Here is a 20,699-nt window from a genome sequence, read left to right on the forward strand (position 1 = left end):
GGGGCCACTCGGCCGGCCACCGGTCACCACATCGTGATCCGGACAACGCGAGATCGGATTGTTTCATGAACATGACACTGTCTGAAGCCGTAGTCGCTGGCTGTGATGGTGAGCTACTGAGCAGCCTGCCACTGCCCGAACGGTTCCCCGCCGCGACGCTGCGTCTCAGCGACGTCGAGATGTTCCGCGGTGCGACAGACAAGGACGTACGCAAGTCGCTGCACATCGTCGACGTACCGATGCCCGCTCTGGCACCGGACGAAGTGGTGGTGGCAGTCATGGCCAGCGCCATCAACTACAACACCATCTGGTCGGCGATGTTCGAGCCCATCCCGACATTCCGCTTCCTGCAGCAGATGGGCAAGCTCGGCGGGTGGGAGGCCCGCCACGACCTCGAACACCACATCGTGGGATCCGATGCCGCCGGGGTGGTGGTACGCACCGGAGCGTCCGTACGCCGCTGGAACGTCGGCGACCGCGTAATCGTCACCCCCGCTTACGTCGACGAGCAGGATCCCGCAACCCATCACGACGGAATGATGGGTGAACAACAGCGCGCCTGGGGCTTCGAGACCAACTTCGGCGGTCTGGCCCACTACACCGTCGTGCGGGCCAGCCAACTGCTGCCCAAGCCTGCGCTGCTCACCTGGGAGGAAGCAGCCGTCAATTCGCTGTGTGCCGCCACCGCGTACCGGATGCTGGTCAGCGACCGCGGAGCCCGGATGAAGCAAGGGGATGTCGTACTGATCTGGGGCGCGACCGGCGGCCTGGGATCGTACGCAGTGCAGTTCGTGCAGAACGGCGGGGGCATCCCGGTGAGCGTAGTGAGCTCCGCGGAGAAAGCGGAAATCCTGCGAAAGCTCGGATGCGCTGCAGTGATCGACCGCTCGGAACTCGAGCAAGGAGACCGCACGCTGCTTCAGCGGCCGGAGGGCTGGAGAAAGCTAGGCACAGCGATACGCGCGGCGGTCGGCGAGGATCCGCACATCGTGTTCGAGCACGTAGGCAAAGCCACCTTCGCCGCATCAGTCTACGTCTGCCGCCGCGGCGGCACGGTAGTGACCTGCGGCTCCAGTTCCGGATACGAGCACGCCTTCGACAACCGCTACCTGTGGATGAAACTCAAGCGCATCATCGGCAGTCACGGAGCCAACCTGCACGAGCAGCGTGAAGTAAACCGGCTGATCAACCTCGGCCACGTGGTGCCAGTACTGTCGCGTACATACACCTTCGCCGAAGTCTCCCAGGCGGCCCGGAGTGTGCAGGTCAACGAGCACGTCGGGAAGGTAGGAGTGCTGTGCCTCGCTCCGGAGCCAGGGCTGGGCGTGACGGACCCGGCAGCCCGTTCGCGCGTGGGAGAGAGCCGATTCCACCTCTTCCAAAACTGAACCAATAGAACAAGGCCCACGTCCGGCCCCGGTATCCCCTCGAACGCGACGTGGCCACTGTCGAGCGCTGGCGCATCTTCCGCCATGCCCGCTGCAGCCCCAACTGCCAGACACTTGGCGTGCCCGTAGTGGAACAGGCTACCCGACGCCTCGTCAGGAACGCCGATTCCTGGGCCGATCGCCTCACCGACCGTTCCTCAAGTCGTTCCGCAACAACTGTTCCGAAAACCCCGTACGGAACCGACCGGTACGCCCTGCGGTTCGTGCTCGGGCTGCTGCTACTCGCACTCGGACTGCTGCTCGGATTCGGATACTCGCGGAAGCGGAGGTGGTGATGGTGGCCGAGGCGGAAACCTCGGAAGTCGCGGCAGTGGCGGATGGGGAAGAGGAAGAACCGCTTGTGCTTGTCGAAGTCCCTCACCACCAGGATCGGGTGAATCTTGAAGAAGTGTTCGATCTTGAACTGGGCGCTGCCGGTGGTCTCCGGGTTCCAGTTGACGTCCAAGAAGGTCTGTACCGAGTTGTCCTTGGCCGACCTGATGATCGCCGTCGGGCCGCGGCGGCCGTTGAACAGCTCCGCCTTGAGCCTATTGGCGACGATGAGGCGGCGCACGCGTGAACGGCAGTCGGGGTAGCCCCAGGGGTCGTAGTCGTCGCGGTGGCCCGAGCCCCGCACTTGGGCTGCGGAGGACGCGTGGTCGGTGGTGACGGACATGGGCGCGGCGTACGCCCCGGTCGGGGTGGCAGCGACGGCGAGCGCCGCCGTCGCCAGCGAAGCAGCGGCCCGCGTGCGAAGACTCACGGGAATGACCTCCTCGGGCGGCGGACGCAGACGAGAGCCTGCTGAACGTCGGAAGATCCGCGCCCAATAAGGGGCATAAGGGGCATTCGAATAATCTCATGACTCCACACGGCGGACGGCGATCCGCGTCACCCGGATGCAGGTTGTAGTGGCCGTAGTCGAGCCGGGAGAACCGGCCCTTCCGGCGGCCCTCGGACGCCCTCCCCTTGATCAGCACGCAGCCCAGGGTTTTGTGTTTAGCCCTTAGGCCCTGCTGTGCGCTTGTGGTTCTCCCGAGCCTGTGTCGGAACCTCGTTGTGAGGAGAGGTGCGTCTGCAGATGAGCATGCGTGATGCTGGGCTACGCCGGGCTGCCGTCGAGGGGGCTGCGGCCGCCCGGAAGGCCGCGAGTCGAGCGCCTGTCAGATACCCTGCTCGTGCTGGGCTGATCGGTGCCGGTGGGGCGGGCTGCGGTAGGGGCGGGATGCCGCAGGGTGTGGGGGTGGTGGCCGGGATGTGTGTGGTGCTGTCGGGTGTCCAGCTGGTGCCGGCGGCCGCCGCATCGGTGACACCCTTGGCGGCGCGGGCGGCGGCCCCACCGGTGACGCAGACGTTCTCCCTCACCGGTGGGTCGCAGACCTACAGACCTACACGGTTCCCGCGGGTGCGGTGGTGACGGTGCCACCGTTCATCCCCGAGTCGTTCTCGGATTCGACCACGCGGTGACCGGCCTTGGCCGCCCACTCCAGCAGCCGGGCGGTCTGCCGCTCAAGATCAGCCTCCTGATCGTGGGAGGACACCCGCGCATATAGCCCGATGCCCTCGATCTTCTACGGCTCGGTGTTCGCTTCGATGTTCACCGGGATCGTGCGCGGACCGACTCGTTCCGCAGGAACCGGCAATGCGCCCTCACGGAACCAGCGATACGCAATACGCGGCCCAACGCCCTGCGCCCTGCGCCCTGCGCCCTGGCCCATTCCGTCAGGTTCACGTCCGAGGTCAACTACCTGATGGTCACTCATGAACACTCAGATGCAAGCAGTTCCGCACCCCGCGAGCTCAAGGAGCGCTGGTGAGCGCTGAAGGACGTCACGCTCAGCCCCAGCCGGACCGGCGACATCGCACGCGCCGCCCTTGTCCTCAACGGGCACTGGAAATGATCCCGCTGAGAAAACCCCACTCAAAGAGTGTGTGCAGCGGATAGGTGACCGTCGAGGCTTCCCGGCGGGCGAGTTGAGATATCGACATCTCACTCAACAGCCCGGAAGCCTCGTTCGTTCTCGGTCATCCCCGTCACCCGATCAGCGGCCTCAAGCATGACCACTCCCCCAACGGACGTGGATCCAGGCCTCGCAATCAACGACTGAAGATAAGGCGGCCGTTGGCATTATTGTTGCTCTGAAACAAGTTTACACCGTTCTTCACGGCATTGACGTTGAAGAAATTAAAGGAATTGTTGGCAGGACCGGTCCGGAAACCGCCGCCCCCATCGACACCCTTGCCTCCCGAGCCGTCGGTACCCTTGCCTCCCGAGCCGTCGGTACCCTTGCCTCCCGGGCCAGTAGTCGCGGAAGTGACTCCACTGGCGGAATGCTGCTGGAGCGCCTGGGCTGCCGGAGGCCCCGCCGCCACCAGTGCCAGACCGCAAGCACCTGCCACAACCGCCGCGGTCCGCAAGAGTTGTTTCATCGTAGTCTCCTGATCTCGTGGTCCCTCTTTTTTCACGTAACACTGTGCATGCAAAGTCGGCGACTCGCACCGCCAAAATCACCCACCAGCCACTGCGGGCTGAGAACGCTCCCTGTCCGGCCCGATTCCTGGGCAACGTCTCCGACCGGACATGCACCGGCGGGGGCCACAGGAGTGATGCGCCCGGGCCGGGAACAGGCGCTCCGGACCGGCACAAAACCGCTCTCCAGGGCGATGCGCCGGACCCGTCGGAGGCTGCAGAGCCGACAGAGCAGAAATGTGCAGGCTGACCCGATCTTGATGCGACACGACGCGGCCTGGGTTATCGCCCAGGCGGATCAGTCCAGCGAAGAGGCGTTGTCCGGCTGACTTGGGCTCAACGACACGATATCAGTCCACGATCCACACTTTCCCGAAGAGGTTTTATTCCGATGCCGCTCGGGTACGAAGTGCTGTCGCCAGTGCATATGACGGCTGGCGGCGACACCGGCCGAGCACTCCGGCCGCACCGCAGGAGGGGGCCCGTCAGCCGGGGCCAGGGACAGAAAGGTGAGCAGGGTGACTAAGGCGGTCGGCTGCGTCATTGCCCTGATGGCCGGAGTCGGCGGCTTGCTGGGTGCGGCGTCCGGGACATCAGCCGCCCAGGAAGCCCCCGATGCAGTCCAGCATACTCAGCACGCCGCCACCGGGCGCCTGCCCGGCGAGAGCAGCGGCATCTGCCAAGAGCAGGGCCCGCACCAAGAGCCACTCACCAGCTTTCCAGCCTGCCTCAACGGAACTGTCAACAGCGGAAATAGTGTAGGCACGGGAAATTTCGCAAACCAGGGAAATCCCATTAACAGCGGGAACTTCATCAACGTCAACGGCTCCACCGACGCCGTGAACTTCTTCCAAAGCAACGACACCAGCAGCGGGGACCAGCATATCGGCGCCAGAGGTGCCAGCCAGCGCATTGACACTCCTGTGAGTAATGACCGGCCTTCTGCCGCCTCCACTGGCACGCAGACACCACGTCAGGTCAGGCCCGCAGACGCGCCCGCGCGCAGTCACCTTCACGCAGCGGCCGACCAGACCCACAGCGGGCACCACCCGGCACCCATGCCCCGGTCAGGAGTTCGCCCGTTGTGATCCGGGACGCCCGCTACCGCATACCCCCACGAGGCGATCCGGCCCTCGCGGGCACCAAGCGTGCGCGAACAGGGCCGCCCCTGTGCGGGCACCCTGAACGCACAGACGGGCAACAAGGCACAAGCGCGGGAATGCAGATCATCGCCTGAAGGGGTGATGACGGGGCACGGCGGTGAGAGCCGGGCGCCCGAGCAGTTGCTGTCACAACGCGCACCATCCACGTGGGCCGCTGGCCGATGCCTTGCACCGCACGTTACACAAAACACAGGTCACGGCCTGTCCAGCGCGCCTGACCCGCCGCTTGTCCTACCAACGGCGCGCATCCTGGCCGGGCCGGACCGCGACACGGTGGCGCTCCGGACCAGAACGCATCGTCACCTTGCCTCGCACAACGGGCCTATCTTGGCCGCCTTGGCCCATAACTACCAGACATATCTCAAGATGGCGTGCACTGTAGAGATTGGGGCAGAACGAGATCGGGCAGAGCCGGGGAAGCGGCGGCGGGACCCTCAAGGCTGCCGAGGTAATACCTGACCCCCGTCGACTCGGATTTGTGGAGGGGGGCTGGATGCTGCGACTGTAAGGTGGACCGGCTTGTGGGCCCCACACTCAACCCGGAGCGGTCATCCGTCCGAAAGCCGTGGAGCGCGGAAAGAGCGAAGCGGCCCGCGGTGCAGCGGCGTCGTGCGCCACCGCGCCCGGAACGTGCGGCGCGCGAGCGAGCACGTCACGTCCAAGTGGTGGGGCGTCTCAAGGAATGCCACGTCGACGATCAGCGTGTCCGGGGCCGTCCACCCACCGCTGACTGCCGTCGGGACGGGCGCGTCCGGCCGCGTGTCGATTGTCCACCCTGTCCCGTTGAACCGCAGGTCCAGCCGCGACTCCCCCTCGGTCAGGCAGACGGTCCAAGCAGCGCCGTCTTCCGCCGCAACCGCGACCGCGGTGAGGGTCGGCTGGTCAGTGCACGCGCCGCCCTCCGGGGCGAACTCAGCGCCCGACCAGAGGTCAGGATCCGCCAGCGGTACCGGCTTCGCCGCGAGGGGCGGGAGTTCAAGGCCGGAGAGGCGCTGCTGCAGTGCGACGTCCTCGTCTCTTCGGGCGTCGAGCGGCGCGCCAAACGCCGGCAGCAGGTGCTCCCACACCACGTCCAGCAGGGCCTGCATCTGCTCGGTCGCTGCGGTCGTCACGATTACCGCGTCGTATTCGGGCAGCACCAGGCAGAACTGTCCGTACGCCCCGTCACCTCGGTACCCATGCCGGGACATCCAGAACTGGAACCCATATCCCTGCTGCCAGTCGGACTTCGCCCCCTCGGCCGCGCCTTCCGCGTTCGAGATGTGCGAGCGCGTCGCCTCTGCGATCCATGAGGCCGGCAGCAGCCGTTTCCCCTCCCAGACGCCGTTTTGCAGGTAAAGCAAGCCAAGCCGGGCGATCGCATCGGTGGTGGCGTGCAGCCCGCTGAAGCCGAGATCGCGGCCGGCCGGGTACTGCAGCCAGGCCGCTTCGCCGATGCCCAGCGGGTCGAACAGCCGGGGCCGCAGATACTGCGTCAGCGACTGGCCGGTCACACGCTGGATGATCGTTGCGAGCGTGTAGCTGGCGGGCTGGTTGTAGGCGAAGACAGTGCCGGGTTCGCGATCCGGCGGGAGGAGGAGGAAGCCGCGGACGGGCTCGTTCCGGTCGAGGGTGAACGCCTTCTCGTAGGTCTCGCAGAGGTGGCCGCTGGCCATGGACGCGACATGCCGTACGAGCATGGCGCGGCTGCGAGGGTCGGTGATGTCGGAGTCGAACTCGGGGAAGTAGGAGACCACGGGGTCGTCAAGACGCAGCAGTCCCTCGGCCACTGCGAAGCCGGCGGCTGCGGAGGTGAAGCTTTTGCTGAGGGAGTAGAGCAGCTGGGGGGTATCGGGGGTGTAGGGCGCCCACCAGCCGGAGGCGACCAGGCTACCGTGACGCAGGATCATCAGGCTGTGCGGTTCGATGTCTGGTGCCGCTTCGACCGCGTCGAGGAACGCGTGGACGCCGCGCGCATCGACGCCCTGTGCAGCGGGACTACCAGCGGGCAGCGAGTGAGCACTCATCAGGCGGGTCCTTCGCAGGGGTGGGTGTCCGCGGGTCTGCACGCGACGGCCGTTGATGCAACGTGCCGTGTAGCATCCGTCCTTCCCAGGCGGGTCCACGGGTGTCCACAAGCCGCCCCGCGAGGGCGTTGAGGCGGTGACCAGGCCGACGTCGGCGGAACCAAGGAGCGGTGCTTCGCGTCCCCCGCGCCCGCGAGGCGGGGGCGGGCATGCGGCGGAAACATTTCCTCGCCCTTCTGATGCATTATCCCCGTCCGAAGGAGACGATCGTTCACTGTGCTGTCAAGTTGGTATCGAATGTAGGGCAATATTCCGAGAGTCCCCAAAATGCAGGAATCGAGAAGAATAATGTCGCTTATGATTAGCTGCTTGCGCCTTCTTCGAAGCGTAACTGTTCAGGGTCTCAGCCGGTTGCGGGCAGCATCCATGGCTGTCCGGCGCGTCTGCGGCGGCGTATGCGGCAGGTCGTCGCTGCTGGCCTCGCTCCATCGCCTCATGCTCGCACCGGCAGCACCGCCCTGCGGCGGTCCGGCACGACGAGCGAGCGGCCCTCGCCTGATTGGGGGGAACCGTCGGCGAGGACCACCCACACTCCACTGTCACAGGTGGTCCGGGCGATCGCTCGCTGAACGCGGCCTCATGGGTGGGCCCACCGATCATTTGACCTCTCTGCAGCATGAAGCCCAGGTGACGTACTTCGTGGTGGGGCACGGGGGGGGCGAGTCGATGTCGCCGGCGTAGTCCATCCACTCCTCCCTTCATCAAGGGCAGCGATGTCGCCGGTGGCCCAGGTGTCGACGAATGCCTCCCACCGGGCGTTGCTGGGCCGCATGGTCCGCTCCGGGGTGGTGTGGATGGCCGTCCGGCGGTGCACGGCCGACCGGAATGCCGCGATTTGCGCGCGTCACATGGCCCCGCATCACCGCCGGGGCATTAGCGTTCTGATGTCGTATCAGGGAAATCGGGGGGCAGCCCGGAGAGACAAGATGCTCAGGGGATTCAAGAACTTCCTGATGCGAAGTGACATCGTCGTCGTGGCGGTCGGGCTGATCGTCGCGCCGGCGTTCAGCACTCTCATCAAGTCGTTCACGGACAATGCGATCAACCTGATCAACGCGTGGGCGCAAGGGGGCCGGACGCTGGGGCTGGGGTGGCAGTTCGGACGGCTCGGGAACAAAGCGACCTTCCTCGACATCGGGTCGTTCATCTCGGCGCTCATCTACTTCATCATCTTCATGGCCGTCGTTTACTTCCTGATCGTCGTGCCGTACAAGAGGTTCCAGGCCCGGGGCGGCGTGGCGGCCTTCAAGGAGGCCGGCGCGGTCAAGACGTATCCTGCCTGCCTGTCCGAGGAGATTCCCGCCGCGGCTGGCAAGTGCCGGTCCTGCGGGACGGAGCAGCCTCCAGCAGGCGGAGCGCAGCACCCGTAAGAAAGCCGTCTTTGATACGGCCCGCCCCGCCTTGTCGGCTGTCGAGCCCGGCCCGTGTGCGCCGCAACGGGGGCGAGGTCCCAAGGATCATGCCCGTTGCAGAGTGCAGAGGAGCGGGCACGTCTACAAGCTGGATGAGTCCCGTCTGCTGTGCGGGGGCCGCGACGCCTCCTCCCTCCCCGTGCGGCTCGGGCGCTGTGCCGCACGGGGGCCAGGGGGAACCGGCGGACGCCACTCAGCATGCGTCCGGGATCGACGAACTGCACAGGGGCTGACCAGCAGAGCGCGGGGCGAGCCGGGGTCGCATATGCCCGTCGGTGCAACCGTTCGTGATTATTGACGCTGTTGACATTCCGACTACGACCCGTCCAACGTGGGCCCTGGGGAGAGTTCCGATGTCCGACTGACGCGTCGTAGAACTGTGCTGCGAGCCGGTGGCCCTCGATCGGGTGCTTTGCGTCGGTAGATCGTTTTCCTGCAGGTGTGGTCGGCGTTGGGGCTCGTGTGATGGTGATGGGTGTTCACAACGTGTCGGAGGTCCGGAGGCAGCTCTGCGGTCAGATGAGCCGATCTACGCGGAGCTGGGGATATGTACTGGCGGCAGGCGGGCCGGACAGTCCCCAGTCAGGCGGACCCGGTGTGGGCTCGTCTGGTGGAGAACGCGTCGACGGCGGTGTACGGCGTTTGGCCCCGGTTGACCGGCTGCGTGCCTTCGGTCCCCCCGCGGCGTTGGACGCCGCGGGAGGGGACCAGAGCCCTACCCCTGTTCGGGTGAACCAGGCGGGAGATGGGGCCGACCGCTTCGGCACGGGTAGACACCTGGAGTGAGCAGCACCGAAGAGCCGGAGGGTGAGGAGCAGCGGCCTGAGCTGTGCGACCTGTGCGGTGCGGTCATCTGCAACGACGCCCAGGTCTATGCGCTGGTCCCGGACTCCTCGGCGATTCACTCCGTGGACGCCAGGCTCGACGGCGTGCGCATGGTGACCGCATGTTCACCGGACCATCTGGCCGAGCTGCAAGAGAACTACCGGCTGCGGCCATTCGTGGATGAGGAACTGTGGGTCGGGAAGATCGCCCGCGCTCTCAACGAGCACGCCGCAGGGCTCACCTTGGAGCGACTGGCAGAGATGACTCGCCTGTCACTGGTGCAGATCGACCGGGCGGTCGTGTGGCAGAACCAGCGGTTCCGTCAGTGGCAAGAGCGCCTGCACTAACCTGTATCTGCTGGTCGGCCAGCGAACCGCCATCAGCGTCAGCGAAGGCATCCTGCGCCGCACCACGCGCCGCACGGGCCGTTTCGAGTACCAGGCACTGCTACCCACGGGGTGAAGGCCGAGGACGTCAGCGCGGCCCCCCAGCGACGGCGTGCTGACGGTGACCGTCCCCAAGGCACAAGCCGCCAATGATCTTGCTTCGGTTTGGTGGACACCTACCTGCTTGGGGACACTGGTCCCCGCAAGGAGGAGTTCATCGTGCCAAGGACGCGCCCGGACTATCCGCCGGAGTTCCGTCGCCAGATCATCGAGCTGGTCAGGGCCGGCCGTACGCCGGAGGAGCTGGCCAAGGAGTTCGAGCCGTCTGCTCAGACCATCCGTAACTGGGCGAACCAGGCCCAGGTGGATGCCAGCGAGCGGTCCGGTCTGACCAGTGACGAGAAGGAGGAACTCGCTCAACTGCGTTGCGAAGTCAAGCAGTTGCGCGAGCAGAAGGAGATCCTTCGCAAGACCGCGGCATGCAGGGCACCCTGGTCGCAGCGGGCGCTTGCGCCTGCTGCGACCAGGGTGTCACCCGGCTTGGGCGTCAGCCTGCCGGACGGCTGCCACCAGCTCGTCCACGCCTTCGGCGGTCAGGCCGATGCCGAAGGTGGTGAGCTTGGCCAGCGGGACGCCCCAGGCCAGCGCCGCAAGCGTGGGGTTGGCCTGAGTCAAGGCAGCCACGTGGGGGGACCTCTCGAGCACCGCGCTCAGGATCGTGTTGCCGACGGGGTGGTCCAGCCACTCGCCCAGGGTGGACATCGCGCTCAGCTCGTCGACTCGCCCGTCGCCTGCGCAGACCAGCTCGGCGCGGAGTCGGATGTCCCGTGAGGATGCCCCGACCTCCACCGCAAATGTTCCAGCGTCGGTGCGCCAGCGGCCCCGTCCGGTGGACCACTGGGCCAGGTCCCGCTCCCGAATGGTGAAGGCGACCGGCGTGGATTGCCCCGGCTCCAGCCGGACCTTGGCGAAGCCGCGCAACTCCCGGCGGGGCCGGGTGGGCTGAGGCTCGTCGAAGGCCACGTACAGCTGGACGACCTCGTCGGCGGTGCAATGGCCGACGTTTCGAACCGTCAGATTGACGCGCCACTCGTTGCGGCCGACTTCTGCGGCTGTGAGGTCGGTGTACTCGAACCGGGTGTAGTTCAGTCCGTGGCCGAAGGGGTAGGCCACGGGCCGGTCCAGCGTGTCGTAGTAGCGGTAGCCGACGTAGCGGCCCTCCCCGTAGTCCACATGGCCGTCCCGGCCGGGGAAGTGCAGGTGCGAGGGCACGTCGGCGAGCCGGAGCGGGATGGTCTCGGCGAGCCGTCCGGACGGGCTGGCCGCGCCGAGCAGCAGGTCGGCCAGGGCCTGGCCGCTGGCCTGGCCGCCGAGCCAGCCCTCCAGTATGGCGGCTGTATGGTCCTGCCACTCGGCCACGGAGACCACGCCACCGTTGGCGAGGACTACTGCGACCCGGGGGCAGGCGGCGGATACCTGGCGCAGCAGGGCGAGCTGGTCGCCGGGCAGATCCATGGTGGTGCGGTCGAAGCCTTCGGACTCGGCGGCGTCGGGCAGGCCGAGGAAGACCAGGGCGGTGTCGCATGCGGAGGCGGTGGCGACCGCCTCGGCGACGAGGGCGTCGTCGGGCGTGCCGTCGAGCCGGTAGCCAGGGGCGAAGTCCAGTTCGGTTTCGGGGCCGAATCCGGCTTGCAGTGCGTCCCAGGCGGTGTCCAACCGGGTCGGCACCACGTGCGAGCTCCCGCTGCCCTGGTAGCGCGGGGTGCGGACAAACTCGCCGATGACAGCGATACGCTGGCGGGCGGTTGGGTCCAGCGGAAGCAGGTCGCCGTCGTTCTTCAGCAGCACCGCGCCGGCGCGGGCGGCCTCGCGGGCCAGTTCGTGGTGGGCGTCCACGTCCCAGTCGGAGAAGGGCTGGGCCGATGCGGTGCGGGCGGCCAGAGCAGCGACCCGGGCGGCGGATGCGGCCACGGCCGCCGGGTCCAGTCGTCCCTCCTTTACCGCGTCGACGACCTGCTGGTCCGTGCCGGTCGGAGGCATTTCCAAGTCCAGTCCGGCGGCCAGTGCGGCGACGCGGTCGTTGACTGCGCCCCAGTCCGACATCACCAGTCCGTCGAAGCCCCACTCCTCGCGCAGCACCTTGGTCAGCAGCCACCGGTTCTGGCTGGCATAGACGCCGTTGATCTTGTTGTAGGAGCACATCACCGTGGAGGGCGTGGACTCGCGGATGATGTGCTCGAAAGCGGGCAGGTAGATCTCGCGGAGCGCCTGCTCGTCCACGTCCGCGCTGACGCGCATCCGGTCCGTCTCCTGGTTGTTGACCGCGAAGTGCTTGACGCAGGCGCCGATCCCGGTCGACTGGATGCCTGCGACCATGGCCGCGCCGATCGCCCCGGTCAAGTGCGGGTCCTCGGAGAAGTACTCGAAGTTGCGCCCGCACAGCGGATGCCGCTTGATGTTCACGCCAGGCCCCAGCACCACGTCCACGTCCAACGCGGACGCCTCGCGGCCGAGCGCGGCTCCGATGCGGCGGACCAGCTCCGGGTCCCAGGAGGAACCGAGCGACACGGCGGGCGGGAAGCAGGTGGCCGGGATGCTCTGGAAGACGCCGAGCGCGTCGCCGCCCTCCGGCTGGCGGCGGATGCCATGCGGGCCGTCGGCCAGAGTCACCGCGCGGACGATATCGGGCACCGGGGTGCTCTGGCAGGTGCTGCTGCCGGAGGTCAACGAGGCCTGCTGCTCCAGGCTGAGACCGGAAACGCCGTGATCAGTCATGTGCTGTCCCAGGATGTCGAGGTGCCTACGGGTGAGGGTGCTCGCCGGGTGGGGTGTCTACCGTCCCTGCTGCGGCTCGCCGGGCGCTACCAGCAGGGTCTGCGGGGCGATCCGGCCTGCTGTCCGCTGCCGCCTGCGTGGGCGATTCCGGGCCCCAAAGGCCGGCGCCGACCGGGAACAGCGGGGCCGAGCGGAGGTCCAGGCCGAGGCGGGCGAGGAAGTCCACGACCGCGGCCCGCATGCCGGCCGCCTCCGGCTCGAGCAGCCATTGCGTCTGCAACCCGTCCATGAGTGCCAGCAGTTGGCTGGCTACCTGGGCCGGGTCGTAGTCGAGCGGAGGGTCCTGCCGAGCCGCCAGGGAGTCGAGGGCGGTGGCCAGTCGCCCCCGCAGGACCCGGTAGCGGTTGACGAAGTACTGGTGCGCCGGGTGATCCGGATCGGCCGCCTCTCCCGAGATCTTGACGTACAGGCCGACCAGGCCGGGCGTGCGCATGTTCCGCTCCACAATCCCCACGATGTGGGTGAGCAGCTGCTCCGGTTCATCGGCTGGGTCGGAATCGAAGAGGACCTCGGCGTCATCCCGGTCGCGGCGGCTGAGCACCTCGATCAGGAGCGTCTCCTTGCCAGGGAAGTGATGCAGCAGTCCGGCGTGGGTCAGTCCCGCATGCGCGGCGATGTCCCGCAGCGAGACCGCGTAGAAGCCGGACTTGGAGAACAGCTCGGTCGCCGAGTCCAGGATCCGTGTCCGGGTGCGCTCCCCCTTGGACAGACGTGGAGCGGGCGGGTCTTCCGGTCGGCTCACGGTCGTTCTCCTGCCACTGAAGTGTGTCTGGCGGGCCGACTGCCTGGATGGGCGCGCGCAGCAACCGTAGGACCGCACACCGTTCTCCGGGCCACAGAAACCTACCATCTGGTTATTTCTTGGGTCCAAATTCTACCAGCCGGTTAGTTTCGTGGCTATGCTCATGCTGCATCCATGGCGCAGCCATCCCTTCCGCCCTCGCATCGGAGGGCCGACATGCAGCGATATGCCAGAGCCGTCACCGCCGCATCCGTCCTGACATCCACTGCGCTCGTCCTGACGAGCTGCACCGGCTCGTCAGGCACGACCAGCGCCAGCGGAACGAAAACCCTCAACATTGCCACCATGACGCTGCCGCAGAGCCTCGACCCGGAGGTGGCGACGGGCCGCGCGATGCCGTTCTTCCAGGCCGTGTACGACACGCTGATCAAGCGCAACGCCGACGCGGCTACAGCCCGATGCTGGCCACCGCCTGAAGCTACAACCGGACACTGAAGTCCGTGGACGTCATCGATCTCCGCCCATGTCCGCCTCGGCCTGGCCGAGGCGGACCCGTCGCTGCTGTCCGCCTCAGCGACTCGGCGGGGCTGATGGCCAGTCCGGCCGCGTTCAGCAAGGGCGACGCGCTCAAGACCATGCCGGACGGCACCGGCCCGTACCTCCTCCACGGGCAAGACCGCCTTCGGTACCAAGTGGGTCTACACCCGCAACACCAAGTACTGGGGACCAAGCCGCCCTTCGACACCGTAACGATGAGCGTCTTCAACAACGAGACGGCGATTCGTCAACGGCCTGAAGACCGGCCAGATCGACACCGCCCTGCTGCAGACCGCCACCAGTAGGCCACCGCCAAGGCCGACCCGTCACTCACCACCACCCCGAAGCAGTTCGACTTCCAGGGCCTGCTGCTGTTCGACCAGCAGGCCGGCTACGCGAAGGTTCACCCTCAAGTTCCCGCTGATACCGGCCATCGTCCCCGACGCCCTGGCCTCCTTCATCCAGTCCGACCTCGCAGCCGTCAGTATCAAGGTGGTCTGGGACCCGACCGACCCCTCCACGGTGGAGCAGAAGATCTTCGTGGATCGGGACTACTCCGGCATGGTCATGAACATCGGCCAGTCCTGCGACCCGTGGATCGTCGCGCAGACGCTCATCCTGCCCGGCCCGTTCAACATGTTCGGCTCGACCGACCCCACCGTGGTCGGCCTTCTCGCCAAGATCCAGAGCGAGCCCGAGCAGGCCGCGACGGCGGACCTCCAAGCGCTCAACACCCACCTGGTGCAGCAGGGCTGGTTCGCACCCCTCTACCGGATGACCTACCTGCTGGTGACCGACAAGAACGTCAAGGCCGCCCTCCAGTCCGGCATGGCCGTGTCGTCGATCTAGGACTACACCACCGCCCAGTAGCCCCTGGCCGCTACCCACCGACGATTGCCACCCCGATTCCATTTCATCGTGCGCAGGATCGCGGCAGGAGTGCTGCTCCTGTTCGTGATCTCGTTTCTCTCCTACGTCCTGTCCTCCCTTCCCCAGACCGACGTCGCCCGGCAACTGCTGGGCGAGGACGCCGCACCTGCGGCCATAGCGGCCCAGAACCACCAGTTGGGCCTGAACCGTCCGGTCACCGTGCAGTACCTCGACTGGCTCGGGCAGCGCTGCGCGGTGACTTCGGCACCTCGTGGTTCAGCGGTGAGGATGTGCTCCAGGCGATCGGCAACCGGCTTCCCGTCACCGTGAATCCTTTGTCCGCTGGTTGAGTGATCCTGTGCCTCAGTCAGGAAGGATGCCGCTTGGAGAGGCCGGTTTGACGCAGCGTTATGTAACGATGAGCCGCCCTGACCGCTGCACGGGACCCAGGAGGTGCGCTCGGGTTGCAGCAAGGGTTCCTCACATGCCCTTCGCACCTGTGTCGGGAGAGTGCGAGGCGACGTTGCGGCTTCCTCAGGAGGTCCTCAGACCATGCCATTCACCTTCAAGAAGGCGACCGGCCGAGCGGGACTGACCAGCGGTCTCTTCGTCTGCCTGGTCCTCCTCTCGCTGCTATGGGTACCAAAGACGGCGGCGTCGGCTTCCAGCCCGGCAGATGCCCGGATCACGGCCGTCAAGCGACTCGATGCCCGCATGCTCGATCTGACCATCCAGTCCCCGGCCATGCGCGGCTCCGTGCCGGTGCGTGTCATCCTCCCCGAGAGCTGGAACAGCGACAAGACGCGTACCTTCCCCGTGCTCTACATGCTCCACGGTGGAAACGACGACTACACCTCCTGGACCCGGGAGACGGACATCGAGGCGCTGGCACGAAATTCCGACGTGCTGATCGTGATGCCCGACGGCGGGGAAGCGGGCCAATACTCCGACTGGTTCGCCGGTTGGCCCAATTGGGAGACCTTTCATACCAGTGAACTTGTCCGCCTCATGGAGCAGAGATTCCGGGCGAATTCCCACCGGGCCATCATCGGCCTGTCGATGGGCGGACTCGGCGCTCTCAACTATGCGGCGCGCCATCGCGGTATGTACCGGTACGTAGCCGCCTTCAGCCCGACCGTCGACATCGACGACCCGTCGATCCGTGCTTACATCCTCCTGGGCAACGTGCTGGCCGGCAACGACGTCGACTACAGCCGGGTCTGGGGCGACCCGGCACAGCAAGCTGCCAACTGGGAGGCGCACAACCCGTCCGCCATGGCGTGGGCCTACCGCGGTATGAAAGTGCACCTGTCCGTCGGGAATGGCGGGCTGGGGCCACTGGACCAGAACCGTGATCCGGTCGCCCAGGCTGCCTCGACGTTGGAAGGCGTCCTTCTTCCCGATGTGGAGAAGTTCGCTGCCTCGCTCCGGGCGTCAGGTGTCGATGTCAGTACGCACATCTACAGCCCAGGGACACACTCGTGGCCCTACTGGGAACGCGAGCTCCATCTCATCTGGGGCACGGTGATGAGAGAACTCGAACACTAGATGTTCCGGGGCCAGAGTCCGGCGCGGAGGGGCCGCGTACCGCCCCTCCGCGCCGGGCATGACGAGCTACCGGGCGAGCATCCTGTTCAGGGCGCGGCAGGCGTGTGCGACTCCGCCCTCGGCGTTCAGCGCCAGACTCAGCCGACGGGCCGCCTCGGTGTGACCGCGCTCGGCGGTGACAGTGCGCAACCGGTCGGTGAGGGCTTCGACCGTGATGTGGCGGGCTGGCAGGGGCTTCGGACCTGCGCCCAGACGGTGCACGCGCTCGGCCCAGTAGGGCTGGTCGCCGAAGAAAGGGCAGACCAGCGACGGAACTCCGGCCCGCAGCGCCGTGGCGGTGGTGCCCGCCCCGCCGTGATGAACCACTGCGCCCATCCGGGGGAACAGCCAGTGGTGGGGGATTCCCTCGGCCACGAAGGTGTCGTCATCGCTCGTGGCAGGGTCTCCGGCCAGCACACCGCGCAGGCCGGCGCGTCGAAGCGCCATCCGTACGGCGCGGTCGGTGGCCTCGGGGTCACCGGTGCGCATGCTGCCGAACCCCACGTACACAGGCGGGGGTCCGGCGTCCAGGAAGTCGAGAAGCCGTTGCGGCGGTTTCCACCGGGACTGTTCGTGGAACCAGAAGCCGGTGAGGTGGACGTTCGGTCCCCAGTCTGCAGGCCGAGGTACGACGGCGGGGCTGAACGCGCACAGCACGGGCGCGCGACGCACCTGGGAGAACGGGGCGAGCGGGGACATGGAGGGAAGACCCAGGTTCTTGCGGCGCCAGGTGTTGACGATGCGACGGCTCACCATCCAGGAGCCCAGATCGACCGCCTCGAAGCTACAGCGGTTTCCCAGCGCCCCCAGGAACCGCGCGCCCGGGGCCAGGGGGTGCGGGAAGGCCCTGGTGGGCTGGCTCGGCTGGAGGTGCACAACCGCGTGCGGGACATGGAGGTATTGGCTCAAGTGAAGGCCCAGAAAGCTGAACGAAGGGGCCAGGACGAGATCTGCCTGCTCGGCACCCGCCTGAACCTCGGTGAGCATGGGTGCCAGCAATGGCCCCAGAACCCGGTGGAAACCGCGGATGAACGCGACTGGGTTGCGTCCGCCGGCCAGCAGTTCCTGTCCTTCGGGCGACGCGATGATCTCAGCGGGATCATGGGAGAGGGCGTGGAAATCCAAGTCCGCCTCAGTGATCAGGTCGTGGTAGCGGGGACTGGCGATCACCCGCACCGCGTGTCCCTGGGCGGTCAAGCCCGCGCCCAGCGCCAGACACGGCTGGACGTCCCCGCGGGACCCCGCGGCAATGATCACTACGGTTCGACCCATCTCCGCCTCGCTCTGTCGGGGGTGTGCCGCTTGCGCCTCACGGTATAAGCGACCCCGTACGGGCGCCACCCGCGCCGTAGGCGCATTACGGTGGCGCCTCGTGCCAGCTCCCGAAACATGGAGAACCCGCACAATCCCCCGGCATCGCCGGGCGACGCACGCAGTGCCCGCCGGCGAGCAAGGGCCCCGACCCCGTGCAAGGCTTGTGAGACCCCCGTGACCAGGCGTGGCCAACTCCCCACGCCGCCAAGTGAACAAGTATGTGCCGGCAGGGACCACATGACGCTTTCGCCACGGTCTCGACGCCAAGTTCTCCTGTTTTCCCCACGAAGGGAAACGAGCGATGACGCACGTGACGGCGGCCGTGGATCCCCGAGACGGGGATGTGGCCGCAGTTCGACTGGGGCGAGGGGCCCCGGATCGGCGGACGGTGGACCTGCCTGTTTTGCGCGTGGCTGTCCTGGTCCTGCTTCCGGGTCCTGATCTTGGTCTGGGACTGCACGCTCGGCACCCTGATCGCTTGCCTGGACACCGTGCTGCGCAGGATTGGTGGGGCGCCGAGCTATGTGCTGACCGACATCGCCCAGAAAGTGACCGTCGAGCACGTCGCCGGGATCCCGGTCCGCCACCCGCAGATGGTCGCCGCCGGACGTCACTACGGCTGTCAGGTGATGACGTATGTGCCTCCGACCCGCAGTCAAAGGGCGGCGCGGAGGCGACCGTGCGCATCGCCAAGCCGACCTGGTGCCGACGAGCGCGAACCTGCGCGAGCAGTACGAGACGTTTGCCGAGCTGGCCGATGCCTGCAGGTCAACTCCCGTCTGCACCGGGCGACCGGGCAGATACCCGCGAGCCCCCTCGATGTCGAACGCACCACGCTGCACGTGCTGCCCATCGAGCCGCTGGCGCTCGCGTTGGGTAAGGAGCGTGTGGTGCGCGAACGACCCGCACGATCAGCTTCGGTTTGGTGCGCTACTGACCCCGCCCGGCTATGCCGGCGCGCGAGTGTGGTGCCAGGTGGTCGGCGAGGAACAGTCCATCACCGCCTGCGGCGACCTGACCGAGATCTGGCGGCACCGCTTGTCCACCCCTGCCCCCAGATCCTCGACGAGCACTACCCCGACCACCCCGACGGCCGCAGCGTCCACCTGCCGAGGCTGCGTCCCCGCACTGATGCGGATATCGCGTTTGTCGGCCTGGGTCCCGGGGCACGGGCGCTGGCTGAAGGAAGCCGGACCCGCCGGTGTGAGCCGGATCCGGGCGAAGATGGCCCGCGCCGTCGAACTCGCCGCCGTCCTGGGCAGCGACGAGGTCGGCCAGGCGCTCGGGCTGGCAGCGGCAGCGGGACGGTTCGGCGATGAGGACCTGCCCTCGATCCTGGACCACCTGGCAGCCAACAAGCCCGCGGGCGAACTGGTCCGCGCGGACGAGGTGCACTCGGTGCAGCCCGGCACCAGCGGCTGGCAAGCCCTGGGCCAATGACCCCACCCGCCCCCTCCCTGGCACTGACACCCAATCAGACCAGGAACTGCACCCCACGTCTTGACCCGCGCCGCCGACGACCTGATCCACGGCCGCCTCTGCCCCCGGCTCCTGCACGATCTGTTCCTGAATACCGCCCGGCTCGAACTCGGCCTGGAAGGCGCCCAGTGCGGCCACCACGACAGATTAGAAGCTGTTGTCTTTCCGGACGTGAGGGCTGCGTTTTCGCTGGTGGGGCATAGGGGTGGTGATCTGGTGGGAGTGACGGTGTGTCATGTCGTTGCTGCTGTGGGGGTCGTGGATGCCGTCGGTGGTTAGGCTGTTGGAACAGCGTGAGCTGGGTGCTCGCCGTCGGGTGGATGAGCTGCGGGAGGAGGCCGACCGGATCCAGGCCGAGCTGGCCGTGGCCGAGCGGGAATGGAAGGAATGGGCCATTGCCCGCTCGCGGGTCTGCGAGGTGCTGGCCCCGGCGGGCGAAACCGGGCAGGACCACGCCCGGGCCGACCAGAGCGTGCCGGCCGCCGAGGAGCAGACCGGAAAGACGCCGCAGGTGCCGGAGGCGGCGAAGGCGAAGTCGCAGGTGCCCATGTGGCGCGAGGGGCTGGCCTGGTCGGCGTTGTCGGTGGACTACCAGCGCATTCTGCAGGTGACAGCTGATCGGGCCCGGCTCGGTCAGGGGCCGGTGACCTGCCAGGAGATGGCCGCCTTGTTCGGCATGGACGTGGTGCCGGCGCGGGTGGAGGCACTGCGGTCGAAGGCGAAACGCCTGGTGGCGCGTGGCTGGCTGGCCGAGCCGGCTGCGGGCCGGTTCACGCCCGCCCGCGGTGTGAACCCGCCAGGCGGTGGGTCATGACCATGGTCATCGACCCGTAGACCATCGCCTCGGCACTGGCGGTGCGGCGTTCGACATCGCGGACCAGGCGGCGGGTGCGCGTCAGGTGGGCGAAGAGACGCTCGACGATCCACCGCTTGGGCAGGACCACGAAGCCTTTGTGGTCGTCGCTGCGCTTGACGATCGCCAGCACCAGCGCGAGCGCGGCCAGGCAGTGCTCGACGAGGCTGCCGGTGTAGCCGCCGTCGGCCCAGATCAGCGCGAGGCGGTGGTGCGCGGCGGCCACGCTCTCGGGTGGCCGAGTTGGACTGCCCGGGCACCGGCACGGAAGACTGCTCCACCGGGACCTCCTGATGCTGCTCGGTGATTAGACACCAACGAGCTGTTCAGGAGGTCCTGCTCGTATGCGCCGAGCGCCCCGCGACCACCCGATCGAGACTCCCGTTCGACCGCCACCGCTCAAGATCGAAAAGACAACAGCTTCTTAAGAACCCCACCTGTGACCTGTCCCGCCGCCCCGCCCTGTCCGAGGAGCTCGACTGGCTGCTGCGACGGATGCGCCTGCCCTACCCGCGCAAGGCCGCACCCGACGTGTTCGCTACCGCCCGCGCGCCTGGAGGAGAAGCACATAGGTCAGCGCTGCCGCCACTCACCGTTTTCTTCATGGCGACCGGCAATACTCAACCAAACACGGAGTCGTGCCGGGCTTCCAGTGACACGCCGAGGGCGTACCACGCAGTCCGCAAGGAGAGGCAGACAAAGGGCCGCGCATCGCGACGGCCGGATGCTCTCG

General features: G+C 67.2%; 19 protein-coding genes and 1 pseudogene. 11 read left to right on the forward strand and 9 right to left on the reverse strand.

Annotated features, from left to right (window positions below; genetic code table 11):
- Positions 1-71 precede the first annotated feature (71 nt).
- Together ccrA and NGB36_RS03735 are read left to right on the forward strand one after the other, a co-directional pair.
- On the forward strand, positions 72-1,388 hold the full coding sequence (gene ccrA / locus NGB36_RS03730) for a crotonyl-CoA carboxylase/reductase (RefSeq protein WP_372509377.1): 1,317 nt from the start codon (positions 72-74) through the stop codon (positions 1,386-1,388).
- Positions 1,389-1,716: 328 nt separating this feature from the next.
- Positions 1,717-2,007 carry a hypothetical protein gene (locus tag NGB36_RS03735; protein WP_255918592.1) on the forward strand — a complete coding sequence of 97 codons (291 nt, stop codon included), beginning with the start codon at positions 1,717-1,719 and terminating at the stop codon, positions 2,005-2,007.
- Between the two features lie 808 nt (positions 2,008-2,815).
- On the opposite strand, the gene NGB36_RS33655 is transcribed toward NGB36_RS03735, so the two are convergent.
- The 4 genes from NGB36_RS33655 to NGB36_RS03755 all read right to left on the reverse strand — a co-directional run bounded on the left by NGB36_RS33655 (position 2,816) and on the right by NGB36_RS03755 (position 7,066).
- Positions 2,816-2,968, reverse strand: coding sequence for a hypothetical protein (locus tag NGB36_RS33655; protein ID WP_372509361.1), 153 nt, complete (start codon positions 2,966-2,968; stop codon positions 2,816-2,818).
- Positions 2,969-3,524: 556 nt separating this feature from the next.
- Positions 3,525-3,857 (reverse strand): hypothetical protein, encoded by a 333-nt coding sequence (locus NGB36_RS03745; protein ID WP_255918593.1) that lies wholly within the window; start codon positions 3,855-3,857, stop codon positions 3,525-3,527.
- Positions 3,858-4,490: 633 nt separating this feature from the next.
- Positions 4,491-4,934, reverse strand: coding sequence for a hypothetical protein (locus tag NGB36_RS03750; RefSeq protein WP_255918594.1), 444 nt, complete (start codon positions 4,932-4,934; stop codon positions 4,491-4,493).
- A gap of 674 nt (positions 4,935-5,608) precedes the next feature.
- A complete protein-coding gene (locus NGB36_RS03755) occupies positions 5,609-7,066 on the reverse strand; it encodes a serine hydrolase domain-containing protein (protein WP_255918595.1) in 1,458 nt (485 codons plus the stop codon).
- A 986-nt stretch (positions 7,067-8,052) separates the two neighbouring features.
- Here NGB36_RS03755 and NGB36_RS03760 point away from each other — a divergent pair.
- The 3 genes and pseudogenes from NGB36_RS03760 to NGB36_RS33660 all read left to right on the forward strand — a co-directional run.
- Positions 8,053-8,496, forward strand: a complete 444-nt coding sequence (locus NGB36_RS03760; RefSeq protein ID WP_255919007.1) for a large conductance mechanosensitive channel protein MscL — start codon at positions 8,053-8,055, stop codon at positions 8,494-8,496.
- Between the two features lie 824 nt (positions 8,497-9,320).
- The gene (locus tag NGB36_RS03765) at positions 9,321-9,710 is read left to right on the forward strand and encodes a hypothetical protein (RefSeq protein WP_255918596.1); all 390 of its coding nucleotides are present in this window, start codon (positions 9,321-9,323) and stop codon (positions 9,708-9,710) included.
- Between the two features lie 258 nt (positions 9,711-9,968).
- Positions 9,969-10,187 (forward strand): annotated as a pseudogene (locus tag NGB36_RS33660) (transposase); the annotation flags it as partial.
- A 93-nt stretch (positions 10,188-10,280) separates the two neighbouring features.
- Here NGB36_RS33660 and NGB36_RS03770 read toward each other — a convergent pair.
- Both NGB36_RS03770 and NGB36_RS03775 read right to left on the reverse strand, forming a co-directional pair.
- Entirely contained in the window at positions 10,281-12,524 is a 2,244-nt protein-coding gene (locus NGB36_RS03770) for a glycoside hydrolase family 3 C-terminal domain-containing protein (RefSeq protein ID WP_255918597.1), read from the reverse strand.
- 25 nt (positions 12,525-12,549) lie between these two features.
- Entirely contained in the window at positions 12,550-13,326 is a 777-nt protein-coding gene (locus tag NGB36_RS03775) for a TetR/AcrR family transcriptional regulator (protein ID WP_255918598.1), read from the reverse strand.
- Between the two features lie 345 nt (positions 13,327-13,671).
- Here NGB36_RS03775 and NGB36_RS03780 point away from each other — a divergent pair, with 345 nt between their 5' ends.
- Entirely contained in the window at positions 13,672-13,821 is a 150-nt protein-coding gene (locus tag NGB36_RS03780; RefSeq protein ID WP_255918599.1) for a hypothetical protein, read from the forward strand.
- A gap of 368 nt (positions 13,822-14,189) precedes the next feature.
- Here the strand turns inward: NGB36_RS03780 and NGB36_RS03785 are convergent, their stop codons facing one another.
- Complete coding sequence (locus NGB36_RS03785) at positions 14,190-14,324, reverse strand: hypothetical protein (protein WP_255918600.1); 135 nt, start codon at positions 14,322-14,324, stop codon at positions 14,190-14,192.
- Between the two features lie 31 nt (positions 14,325-14,355).
- Here NGB36_RS03785 and NGB36_RS03790 point away from each other — a divergent pair, with 31 nt between their 5' ends.
- The 3 genes from NGB36_RS03790 (at position 14,356) to NGB36_RS03800 (ending at position 16,281) form a co-directional block, all read left to right on the forward strand.
- The gene (locus tag NGB36_RS03790; protein WP_255918601.1) at positions 14,356-14,712 is read left to right on the forward strand and encodes a periplasmic substrate-binding domain-containing protein; all 357 of its coding nucleotides are present in this window, start codon (positions 14,356-14,358) and stop codon (positions 14,710-14,712) included.
- Positions 14,713-14,781: 69 nt separating this feature from the next.
- Complete coding sequence (locus NGB36_RS03795; protein ID WP_255918602.1) at positions 14,782-15,063, forward strand: ABC transporter permease family protein; 282 nt, start codon at positions 14,782-14,784, stop codon at positions 15,061-15,063.
- A 222-nt stretch (positions 15,064-15,285) separates the two neighbouring features.
- Positions 15,286-16,281, forward strand: coding sequence for an alpha/beta hydrolase (locus tag NGB36_RS03800; protein ID WP_255918603.1), 996 nt, complete (start codon positions 15,286-15,288; stop codon positions 16,279-16,281).
- A gap of 66 nt (positions 16,282-16,347) precedes the next feature.
- On the opposite strand, the gene NGB36_RS03805 is transcribed toward NGB36_RS03800, so the two are convergent.
- Positions 16,348-17,592 carry a glycosyltransferase gene (locus NGB36_RS03805; RefSeq protein ID WP_255918604.1) on the reverse strand — a complete coding sequence of 415 codons (1,245 nt, stop codon included), beginning with the start codon at positions 17,590-17,592 and terminating at the stop codon, positions 16,348-16,350.
- A 927-nt stretch (positions 17,593-18,519) separates the two neighbouring features.
- Between NGB36_RS03805 and NGB36_RS03810 the strand changes: the two genes are divergently transcribed.
- Positions 18,520-19,074, forward strand: coding sequence for a hypothetical protein (locus NGB36_RS03810; RefSeq protein ID WP_255918605.1), 555 nt, complete (start codon positions 18,520-18,522; stop codon positions 19,072-19,074).
- Between the two features lie 301 nt (positions 19,075-19,375).
- Positions 19,376-19,927 (forward strand): hypothetical protein, encoded by a 552-nt coding sequence (locus tag NGB36_RS03815; RefSeq protein WP_255919008.1) that lies wholly within the window; start codon positions 19,376-19,378, stop codon positions 19,925-19,927.
- On the opposite strand, the gene NGB36_RS03820 is transcribed toward NGB36_RS03815, so the two are convergent.
- On the reverse strand, positions 19,884-20,192 hold the full coding sequence (locus NGB36_RS03820; RefSeq protein ID WP_255918606.1) for a transposase: 309 nt from the start codon (positions 20,190-20,192) through the stop codon (positions 19,884-19,886). The two genes, NGB36_RS03815 and NGB36_RS03820, sit on opposite strands and share 44 nt — an antisense overlap.
- Between the last annotated feature and the right edge of the window lie 507 nt (positions 20,193-20,699).

This window comes from Streptomyces humicola (genome assembly GCF_024436035.1).
Taxonomy (GTDB): domain Bacteria; phylum Actinomycetota; class Actinomycetes; order Streptomycetales; family Streptomycetaceae; genus Streptantibioticus_B; species Streptantibioticus_B humicola.